Source organism: Falsiroseomonas oryziterrae, from assembly GCF_021864505.1.
GTDB lineage: Bacteria > Pseudomonadota > Alphaproteobacteria > Acetobacterales > Acetobacteraceae > Falsiroseomonas > Falsiroseomonas oryziterrae.
The window spans coordinates 1-8,138 of sequence record NZ_JAKJIB010000170.1 but is presented as its reverse complement, the minus strand read 5'-3'; the positions used below and the strand labels follow the sequence as shown (position 1 = coordinate 8,138).

10 protein-coding genes are annotated in these 8,138 nt (G+C 72.5%); 1 reads left to right on the top strand and 9 read right to left on the bottom strand.

Annotation, left to right across the window (positions count from 1 at the left end; genetic code table 11):
* Positions 1 to 578: IclR family transcriptional regulator (locus tag L2I40_RS14060; protein WP_237215603.1), on the bottom strand; the 578-nt coding region annotated here is incomplete at its 3' end.
* 63 nt (positions 579 to 641) lie between these two features.
* Between L2I40_RS14060 and L2I40_RS14055 the strand changes: the two genes are divergently transcribed.
* A complete protein-coding gene (locus tag L2I40_RS14055; protein ID WP_237215601.1) occupies positions 642 to 1,592 on the top strand; it encodes a cupin domain-containing protein in 951 nt (316 codons plus the stop codon).
* Between the two features lie 232 nt (positions 1,593 to 1,824).
* Here L2I40_RS14055 and L2I40_RS14050 read toward each other — a convergent pair whose 3' ends face one another.
* The 8 genes from L2I40_RS14050 to L2I40_RS14015 all read right to left on the bottom strand — a co-directional run bounded on the left by L2I40_RS14050 (position 1,825) and on the right by L2I40_RS14015 (position 8,075).
* Positions 1,825 to 2,262 (bottom strand): hypothetical protein, encoded by a 438-nt coding sequence (locus tag L2I40_RS14050; protein ID WP_237215599.1) that lies wholly within the window; start codon positions 2,260 to 2,262, stop codon positions 1,825 to 1,827.
* Positions 2,263 to 2,364: 102 nt separating this feature from the next.
* Positions 2,365 to 3,336 (bottom strand): Bug family tripartite tricarboxylate transporter substrate binding protein, encoded by a 972-nt coding sequence (locus L2I40_RS14045; RefSeq protein ID WP_237215597.1) that lies wholly within the window; start codon positions 3,334 to 3,336, stop codon positions 2,365 to 2,367.
* Complete coding sequence (locus L2I40_RS14040) at positions 3,333 to 3,686, bottom strand: hypothetical protein (protein ID WP_237215596.1); 354 nt, start codon at positions 3,684 to 3,686, stop codon at positions 3,333 to 3,335. The genes L2I40_RS14045 and L2I40_RS14040 overlap by 4 nt, the downstream gene beginning before the upstream one ends.
* Positions 3,686 to 4,636 carry a VOC family protein gene (locus L2I40_RS14035; protein ID WP_237215594.1) on the bottom strand — a complete coding sequence of 317 codons (951 nt, stop codon included), beginning with the start codon at positions 4,634 to 4,636 and terminating at the stop codon, positions 3,686 to 3,688. Before L2I40_RS14035 ends, L2I40_RS14040 begins: the two co-directional genes overlap by 1 nt.
* A gap of 35 nt (positions 4,637 to 4,671) precedes the next feature.
* Positions 4,672 to 5,643 carry a Bug family tripartite tricarboxylate transporter substrate binding protein gene (locus tag L2I40_RS14030; RefSeq protein ID WP_237215585.1) on the bottom strand — a complete coding sequence of 324 codons (972 nt, stop codon included), beginning with the start codon at positions 5,641 to 5,643 and terminating at the stop codon, positions 4,672 to 4,674.
* Entirely contained in the window at positions 5,640 to 6,785 is a 1,146-nt protein-coding gene (locus tag L2I40_RS14025) for an FAD-dependent monooxygenase (RefSeq protein ID WP_237215584.1), read from the bottom strand. Before L2I40_RS14025 ends, L2I40_RS14030 begins: the two co-directional genes overlap by 4 nt.
* The gene (locus L2I40_RS14020) at positions 6,782 to 7,843 is read right to left on the bottom strand and encodes an aromatic ring-hydroxylating dioxygenase subunit alpha (protein WP_237215583.1); all 1,062 of its coding nucleotides are present in this window, start codon (positions 7,841 to 7,843) and stop codon (positions 6,782 to 6,784) included. The genes L2I40_RS14025 and L2I40_RS14020 overlap by 4 nt, the downstream gene beginning before the upstream one ends.
* A gap of 4 nt (positions 7,844 to 7,847) precedes the next feature.
* Positions 7,848 to 8,075 carry a recombinase-like helix-turn-helix domain-containing protein gene (locus L2I40_RS14015; RefSeq protein ID WP_237215582.1) on the bottom strand — a complete coding sequence of 76 codons (228 nt, stop codon included), beginning with the start codon at positions 8,073 to 8,075 and terminating at the stop codon, positions 7,848 to 7,850.
* Between the last annotated feature and the right edge of the window lie 63 nt (positions 8,076 to 8,138).

Below are 8,138 nucleotides of genomic sequence, written 5' to 3'. Positions count from 1 at the left end.
CGACGCAGCACCGCGCCGGGCGGCGGCGCGAAGCCGCGTCCCCTTGGCGCGGCCGCGATCCGCTCCGCAAGCTCCGCCTCGCCGAGGCCGGCCAGCAGCACGCGCCCCATCGCCGTCGCATGCGCCGGCAGCCGAGACCCCACCCGCACCAGGCTGCGCGCCCCCGGCCGCGCCGGGAGTCGCAGCAGATAGACCACCTCCGCCCCGTCCAGCGCGCCGAGATGCGCCGACCAGGCGGTCGCGTCCCGCAGCTGCCGAAGGATCGGCAGCGCCACCTCCACCACGTCGCGCCCCGGCAGCACGCCATGGCCGAGCCGCAGCAGCGCCGGCCCCAGCGCAAAGCGCCCTGTCGCGGGATCGTGCTGCAGGAAGCCGAGCTCCGTCAGGGTGTAGAGCGTGCGGAACAGCGCCGAGCGCGTGACGCCCAGCATCCGCGCCAGCTCGGCCGGCGTCAGGCGCGGTGCCTCCGCCCCGAAGCAGCCCAGCACCTCGAGCCCGCGCGCCAGGCCGGGCACCAGATAGCGGTCCCCCTCGGCCCGCTCCGCAGCGGGAGCCTTCCCCACGGGTGTTTTGCCCATGAAACGCAGCCTACGCGGCGCCCCTGCGTCACGCTATCCCATCCGCCCCCGAGGAGACGCACCATGAACGCCATCACGAAGCCCGCCACCCCGCTCGCCACGGCGCTCCGCGCCCATGTCGTGCGCCACGTCCAGAAGAGCTTCGACTGGGACGCCTTCCCCTCGAACCGCGGCTTTCCCGAACTCGCCCGCGCCCAGATGCGCTACATCGGCGCCGGCGGCAGCCCGAAGGTCGGCGAGCCCGGCACGCTCCCGCCCGAACACTTCACCCTCAGCCTCATCCACAAGCCGGTCGGCAACTACGCCGCCTGCCACGCGCATGAGATCGAGGAGAGCTTCCTCGTGCTGGCCGGCGTGCTGACCGTGGGCTGGGAGCGCGACGGCGAGGTCTGCGAGGTGAAGCTCGGCCCGAAGGACATGATCCTGAACGCCCGCGACATCGGCCACGGCTTCCGCAATGACGGGATCGAGCCGGTGCTGATGACGATCAGCGTCGACGTCGGCAAGCCGCTGCCGCCGCGCTACCTGTATCACCCGAAGACCGGCGTGGATCCCGCGCTGGCCCGCGCCTTCGGCGCCGCGCCCGGCAAGACCGTTCCCTTCGACGCGCAGGGCGACCATCCGCTGCAGCGCGCCATGGCGCCCTACGTCATCCGCCACGCCGAGGCGCCGGCGATCCGCGAGGCGGCCGGCTTCCAGCGCCGCGTCTATGTCGGCCCCGGCGGCGTCGAGAGCGACACCTGCCGCAAGGAGATGTGGGGCATCCCCGCCGGCGTCGGCGTGAAGCCCTATGTGCGGACGGTCGAGGACGCGATCATGGTGCTGGAGGGCAGCCTGATCGTGGGCTGGGAGCAGGATGGCGAGACGGTCGAGATGGAGCTCGGCCCGCGCGACCTGCTCTTCACGCCGGCTGGCCGCCCGCACTGGTTCCGCAACGCCGGCATCGGCCCCTGCACCGCCTGGGTCGTGGTCGGCGAGGCCGGCGCCGAGACCGTCCGCTTCGACGCCGCGTAGCACAACAAGCCGCCTCCCCCCTCGCAGGGGAGGGCTGGGGAGGGGGGCCATTGCCATGGCCCCCCTCCCCCGGCTGGATCCCCCGCTCCCGCACCACCGCTGCACAGCTCTCGTCCGACAGTCGGAAGAGCGGCACCATTGCCATCTGCCCGTGCGGGCTACCCCATCGAGGCGGCGAGACCGTCACTCAACGCGAAAGGTCGCTCGAGGGCCCAACCTGGCGCCCCCGGGTTCAGCACCCCGGGAAGGGCTCAAGCAGCCGCTCCACCTCCTCCGGCGGCGGCGGGCCCAGGACCATCCACCCGGAGCCCCGCGACAGCCCGACCCAGGCGCGACCATCCGCCGCCACCACCAGCTTGAACTGGCCGACATCGCAGCCGGCCGGCACGCAGGCACCGGCCATCAGCGGGGCATCGGACGGGGCGCCCTCCTCGCGCTCGGCGGGACGGAGATAGCCGTCCGGCAAGGCGGCCTGCCGCGCCATGTCGCGGAGCAGGTCAAGCTCGCCCGGGGCGAGATGCGCCAGGAGCGCCGTCGTCACGACGGAGTCCGACAGCATCGCCTCCGGCGAGGCGCCCTCGTGGGCCGAGGGCGGCCAGCCGGAAGCCAAGGCCGGGGATGCAAGGCAGGCCAGCACGACGACGACGCCGAGCGGCTTCCGGAGAGTCATGGGCGCGGGCTCCTCGGGCCAAGATGCGCCAGGGACATCCGCCGAAGCAAGCGCGGCGCGGTGATCGTCGCCAGTGGCGATGCAGGCTGATCGGACGGCGCTCTACCCGGGCTGGATCCCCCGCTCCCGCACCACCTCCGCCCAGACCCGCATCTGCTCCGCGACGAACAACCCGAACGCATCGCGCGCCATCGGCGACGTCTCCACCCCGTCGCGCGCGAAACGCTCCACGACATCCGCGCGCCCCAGGATCTCGACCGTCGCCGCATGCAGCCGGTCGAGCAGCGGCTCCGGCGTTCCCGCCCGCGCCCAGAGCCCGAAGAAGTTCACGGCGAGATAGCCGGGCAGCCCCGCGGCTTCCGCCACCGTCGGCACCTCCGGCGCCGCGGGGCTGCGCTCCGCCCCGCTGAAGGCGATCGCGCGCAGCCGCCCCTCGCGCACCTGCGGCAGCGCTGTGGAGGGGTTCTCGAACATCGCGTCCACCTGCCCGCCGAGCAGCGCCGGCATCGCGAGCCCGCTGCCGCGGAACGGCACATGCGTCAGCGGCGCGCCGGTGCGGCTCGCCAGCAGTTCGAGCGCCATGTGGCTCATCGAGGCATTGCCGGCGGATGCGACATTCGCCCCGCCGCGCTCCCGCGCGAAGGCGAGGAAGCCAGGCAGGTCGCGCGCAGGATGGGCGGCCGGCACGACCAGGAACAGCCCGTTGCGGACCAGCAGCGTGACCGGCGCGAAGTCGCGCGCGGTGTCGTAGGGCAGCTGCGGGAACAGCCCGGGATTGATCGCGAAGGGCGCGCCGGCGACCAGCAGCGTGTGCCCATCCGCCGGCTGCCGCGCGACATGCGCCGTGCCGATCTGCGTTGCCGCGCCGGGGCGGTTCTCGACCACGAAGGGATAGCGGTCGCCGAAATGGCGCGGATACTCGGCCGCCAGGATGCGCGCCGCCATGTCGGCCGTGCCGCCGGGCGCCACGCCGACCACCACCGACACCTGCCGGCTCGGGAATGCTGGCTGCGCCCGCGCCACGCCCGGCGCGAGCGCGGCCAGCGCCAGCAATCCGCGACGCGTCGTGCTCATGCCTCCTCCCAATCCAGCATCGCGTATTGGAAGAAGTCGCCGCGCTCGTCGTAGACGGTCACGGAGGCGCCCGCCGCGCCGCGTCCCGTGAAGCGCTCGCGCGTCTCCGGGTCGTAGCCCGCGAAGCCCACATCGCCGTCGAGCGCGAAGGCGACAGCACCCTGCGGCAGCAGGATGCGCCCCTCCTCCGCCCGCACTTCGATCCCGCTGGCGACGTCGACGAAGCCGTCGTCGCGCGGCAGGACGGGAAAGCTCTCGCCGGTGCCGAGCGAATGCACCACGCGCGGCAACCGACCGCTGCGCCGCCGCTGCGCCTCCACCGCGACGATGCGGCGCAGCTCAGCGCGCATCACGCATGGCCTCTGCCGCTGTCGTCAGTCGCGACCTTCTGCCGCCGCGTGGTGCCGTCGATGCCGCCGGCGATCGCCCATTCGGCGAAGAGCTCCGGCTTGCGCACCCATTCGCGCGCCTCCCACGCCTCTGTGCAGTAGTCGTCGTCGGCGTAGTATTCCACCGGTGGGCCGAGCGGGTTGTGGAAGTACCAGAAATACGCGGACGAGATCGGATGCCGCCCGGGCCCGATCTCGGTCCGCCAGCCCTTCTGCGCCATCGCGATGCCGCCACCGATCACCTCATGCACATCGGTCAGCGTGAAGGCCACGTGGTTCACGCCCGGCTTGCCGGGGCGGTTCAGGATGAAGAGGTTGTGGTGCTCGCCGCGCTTGCGGCAGCGCAGAAAGACGCCGTGCCCCGGATACTCGTCCGAGACGATGAAGCCCATCGCGTCCGTGTAGAAGGCGCGCATCGCCGGGAAGTCGGCGGCGAAGAGCACGATGTGCCCGAGCTTGATCGGCTCCGCCCGCTCATGCACCGGGGACCGCCGGTCGATGCGCGCCGGGTTGCCCGGCGCGTTCACCGGCGTCGGCGTCACCTGCACCTGGCGGCGGCGGCTGACGCGGAAGGCGTGGCGCAGCCCGTTCGGATCCACCGCGCGCGGCAGCCCATCCGGCCCAGGCACCAGGGCGCCATGCGCGGACAGGCGCGCGAGCGAGTTCTTGAGGCCCGCCGCGTCCACCGCGCCCCAGGTCACCTCGCGCACCGTGTTGCCGGGTTCGATCGCCGGCGGCAGGTCCGGCGCGTCGGCCGGACGCACGATCACTTCGCCGCCGTCGCGCGTCTCGTAGACCAGCCGGTCGTCGCCGGCGAAGACCTGGCGCAGCCCCCAATCGTCCAGGAAGCGACGCGCCTCCGCCATGTCCGCGACCCCGAAGGTGACGGCGTCCACGCCCGAGAATGCCATCCCCGTTGATCCTTCCCCTAGGCCTTGTTCTTCGTTCATTCAGCCGTGATCCCGCGGGCCCGGATCACCTCCGCCCAGAGCGCCGTTTCCCGCCGGATCCGTGCCGCGAAAACCTCGGGCGGTTCGGCGACGATGTCGAGTCCCTGCGCCGCCAGGCTGCGCGCCGTCGCGGGATCTCGCAGAACCGCCTCGGTTGCCTCCGCGATGGCGCGCACAACCGGCGCTGGCGTCGCCCGCGGCACCAGCAGGCCGTACCAGGACGTGACATCGATGTCGAAGCCGGCCTCCATCAGCGTCGGCACGTCCGGCAGCTCGGCCACGCGCCGTGCCGTCGTCACCGCGACCGCCTGCAGCCGCCCCTCCCGCACGCCGGGCAGGATCACCGGCAGGTTCGACGACAGCAGCTGGATCCGCCCGCCGAGCAGGTCTGTCAGCGCCTGGGTCGTGCCGCGATAGGGCACGTGCAGGATCTCGATCCCGGCCTTCGACCGCAGCAGCTCCATCTGCAGGTGCAGCTGGCTGCCCACCCCCGACGAGCCATAGGAGATGCTGTCCGGCCGCGCCCGCGCCGCCGCCACCAGGTCCTGCACGCTGCGGATCGGGCTGCCGGCGGCCGCGACGATCACGTTCGACGTGGTCGCCATCATCGAGACCGGCGCGAAGTCCCGCTCCACGTCGTACGGAAGGTTGCGCGTGATGGTGGGGCTGATCGTCAGGTTGCCCGCCGGGATCACCAGCATCGTCGTCCCGTCAGGCGCCGCGCGCCGCACCAGGTCGATGCCGATGGTCCCGCCGCCGCCCGTCCGGTTGTCCACCGTCGCCGCCGCGCTGCCGCGCGCCTGGAACCCATTGCCGAGCACGCGCGCCAGCACGTCGATCGGCCCGCCCGGCGTGAAGGGCGCGACCAGCGTCAGCGGCCGGCTCGGGAAGCCCGCCGGCAAGCCTTGCGCCCGCGCCGGCGCGGCCAGCAGCGCCACGCCGGCGCCGAGAAGAACACGTCGCCTCATGCCGCAACCACCTCCCCTGGCGCCTCCCCCGGTGCCGCGCGCCAGACATCGTAGCCGTAGAGCCAGTCGGCATTGCCATGCGTGCGCAGCCAGGTGTTGGCGCGCGAGCCGAGCTGGATCTGCGCCGTGCGCGGCATCCGCATCCGCTCGTAATCGGCGAAGGCCGTCTCGATATCCGGCGCGGCCTCGACGCATCTCGCCAGCGCCACCGCATCCTCCGCCGCCTGGCAGGCGCCCTGCGCCATGAAGGGCAGCATCGGATGCGCCGCGTCGCCCAGCAGCGTCACGCGCCCGCGCGACCAGAAGGGCAGCGGATCACGCTCCCACAGCGCCGATTTCAGCACCGTGTCGCAGGCATCCAGCAGCGCCCGCGCTTCCGGATGGTAGTCGGCGTACAGCGCGCGCAGCTCCTCCACATGGCCCGGCTGCGTCCAGCTCTCGTGCCGCCAGCTCTCCTGCCCGATGGTGGCGAAGACGAAGATCTCCCGCCCGCGGTTGAGCGGGAAGGTGACGATCTGGCTGTCCGGCGTCGGCCCCCACCATTTGGTGAAGCTGTCGAGATTCGGCACGCCCGCCAGCCGCTCCGCCGGCACCACCGCGCGGAAGGCGACGACGCCGGTGAAGCGCGGCGCCTCCGCCCCGTGCAGGGCGCTGCGCGCCACCGAATGGATGCCGTCCGCTCCGACCAGCGCCGCGACGCGCGCCGTCGCGCCGCCCTCGAAGCCGAGCGTCACGCCATCGGCATCCGCTTGCACCGACACCGCGCGATGGCCGAGCCGGATGGCCGGCGCCGGCACCGCGCGCTCCAGCGCGCCCAGCAGGTCGGCGCGATGGAGCGTCAGCTGCGGCGCGCCGTAGCTCGCCTCCGCCGCATCCGACATCGGCAGGCGCGAGGTCTCCTCGCCCGTGTCCCACATCCGGCTGATGCGGAAGCGCGGCCGCGCCGCCGTCTCCCGCAGCGCCTCGCCCAGGCCCAGCCCGTCCAGCGCGCGCACCGCATTCGGCGTCAGGTTGATATCGGCGCCGACGCGGCCGAATTGCCGCGCCTGCTCGAACACCACCACCTCGCGTCCGATGCCGCGCAGCGCAATGGCCGCGGCGAGCCCGCCGATCCCGCCGCCGAGTATCCCTATGGTGCTCATGCCTTCCCGGCTTCCCGCAGCGCCATGAGCTGCGCCCGCGCTTCCTTCGCCAGGTAACGCCGCAGCCGGATCAGCCCGGCGTCGTGCTGGTAGAGCATCTCGTGCTTCTCGAGCCCGAGCCCGCAGCCATCCATCATCTCGCGGTCCTGCTCCAGCACATGCCAGTGCCGCGGTTCCAGCTTGGTGCGATACAGGAACCGCCACACGTCGCGCTGCCAGCCCTGCACGCGGCGGACGCGGAAGAAGAAGCACGCGGAGTTCGTCTCGTCGATCGGCGTGATGACCGAGACGATGCCGAAGTTGCCGCCCGGCCCACCGGTCTTCGGATAGGGAATCTCGAGCCGCACATACAGCCCGCCGTCGTCCAGGAACTCCGACCAGTCGAAGTTGACGTCGCGCTGCCCGGCCTTCTCGAAGACGAAGCCCTTCGGCGTGTCGCGGGTGACGAAGGTCGCCTGGGTGTCGCCCTGGTACATGGTGTGGGAGTTCGCGTGCAGGAACGTCCCATGCATCGGGTCCATCAGGTTGTCGTAGATGTAGCGCCAGGACGCGTTCCAGTCGGCGTAGCAGCAGAAGCTCGCCCACTCCCCGCCGGCGATCTGCTCTGGTGGGCTGAACGGCGCGGGATCGTGGTGCAGCGCATCGCCGAACCACACCCAGATCGCATCCGCCTGCTCCACCGCCGGGAAGGTCCGCACCGCCTTGCGGCCTTCCAGCGGGCAGCCCGGCTGCCCCGGCACGGCGAGCACCGTGCCGTCGGGCCCGACCTCCACGCCGTGATAGGCGCAGCGCAGGCGGTCGCCCTCGTTCATGCCCTTCGACAGCGGCACGGCGCGATGGGGGCAGCGATCCTGCTGCACATGCACCGCACCTTCCGCGTCGCGCCACAGCACCAGCTTCTCGGCCAGCCGCGTGATGCCGACCGGTCGCCCGCCGGTCTCGACGAAGCGCGACGGCAGCACCGGATACCAGCGGTTCCGGAGGCCAGTCGCGAGATAGCCCTGCACCTCCTGGTCGGTCGGCGCCAGGGTCGCTGGCCGTTCGAGGACGCTGCTCATCGCCCTACCTCCCCAGCTCGCGCATGAGCGCGGTGAAATTCTCTTCCGTCCACGGCCCACCGGCCTGTGGCCGCACGCGCGAGGCGTTCAGCGCCGCGACCAGCGCCGGCAATTCGTGGTGGCCCTGGCCGAAGGCCGCCTCGATCGCGCCGGCCAGCGCCATCTCCCAATCCGTCGGCTCGCGTTCCCGCGTCTGATGCGGGTCGAGATAGGGGAAGCGGTAGGTCGCCATCGCGTGACTCCCTCAGAACAGTTGGCCCGGCGATTCACGCCCTGGCGGTGGGCGCCGTCGGCG

Excerpts from the sequence above, each read along its gene's own strand:
- L2I40_RS14055 (WP_237215601.1), top strand. The coding sequence starts at position 642 with ATGAACGCCATCACGAAGCCCGCCACCCCGCTCGCCACGGCGCTCCGC.
- L2I40_RS14050 (WP_237215599.1), bottom strand. The coding sequence starts at position 2,262 with ATGACTCTCCGGAAGCCGCTCGGCGTCGTCGTCGTGCTGGCCTGCCTT.
- L2I40_RS14045 (WP_237215597.1), bottom strand. The coding sequence starts at position 3,336 with ATGAGCACGACGCGTCGCGGATTGCTGGCGCTGGCCGCGCTCGCGCCG.
- L2I40_RS14040 (WP_237215596.1), bottom strand. The coding sequence starts at position 3,686 with ATGCGCGCTGAGCTGCGCCGCATCGTCGCGGTGGAGGCGCAGCGGCGG.
- L2I40_RS14035 (WP_237215594.1), bottom strand. The coding sequence starts at position 4,636 with ATGGCATTCTCGGGCGTGGACGCCGTCACCTTCGGGGTCGCGGACATG.
- L2I40_RS14030 (WP_237215585.1), bottom strand. The coding sequence starts at position 5,643 with ATGAGGCGACGTGTTCTTCTCGGCGCCGGCGTGGCGCTGCTGGCCGCG.
- L2I40_RS14025 (WP_237215584.1), bottom strand. The coding sequence starts at position 6,785 with ATGAGCACCATAGGGATACTCGGCGGCGGGATCGGCGGGCTCGCCGCG.
- L2I40_RS14020 (WP_237215583.1), bottom strand. The coding sequence starts at position 7,843 with ATGAGCAGCGTCCTCGAACGGCCAGCGACCCTGGCGCCGACCGACCAG.
- L2I40_RS14015 (WP_237215582.1), bottom strand. The coding sequence starts at position 8,075 with ATGGCGACCTACCGCTTCCCCTATCTCGACCCGCATCAGACGCGGGAA.